Genomic DNA, 408 nt, shown 5'->3' with positions numbered 1-408 from the left:
AACCTCAATAATGTTAATATCTTCAGGCAGTTTAGACACGTATCCTGAAATTTCTCCTGAATACTCTTTTTTAATGCTATCAATCTTAAAACCATAATTGTCAAACGGAGACCAGTTAGTTCTAAAATGTAGCCAAAACTCGCCTGATGGAACAAACACTGTTGCGCCAGAAATTTTTTCACCAGTTAAACCCGGTATAGCGTAAATTTTATCCTCATACTTGTAAAAAATGTCTACAAAATCGTCAAAAGCTGATTCCGTATGCGACTTCTCATTAAATTTTACGGCTAAACTTTCCTGCTTAACAATAAGCCTGTAAGCGTAGCCGGTTGACGTGTCGTAGAAAAAATCACCAACATGCTGCATTTTTTCACTATCAGTCAGCCACAAGCTCATAGGAGCGTTAAA

Annotated in this window: 1 pseudogene; it reads right to left on the bottom strand. The window is 37.0% G+C overall.

Going from position 1 to position 408, the window contains the following annotated elements:
• A pseudogene (locus ACTJLE_RS06645) lies at window positions 1-408 on the bottom strand (hypothetical protein); the annotation flags it as partial.

The sequence above is a fragment of the Gardnerella sp. CCPDSM genome, from assembly GCF_056754715.1.
Note: the sequence above shows the minus strand (reverse complement) of the source record. Positions and strands in the feature narration are given on the sequence as shown.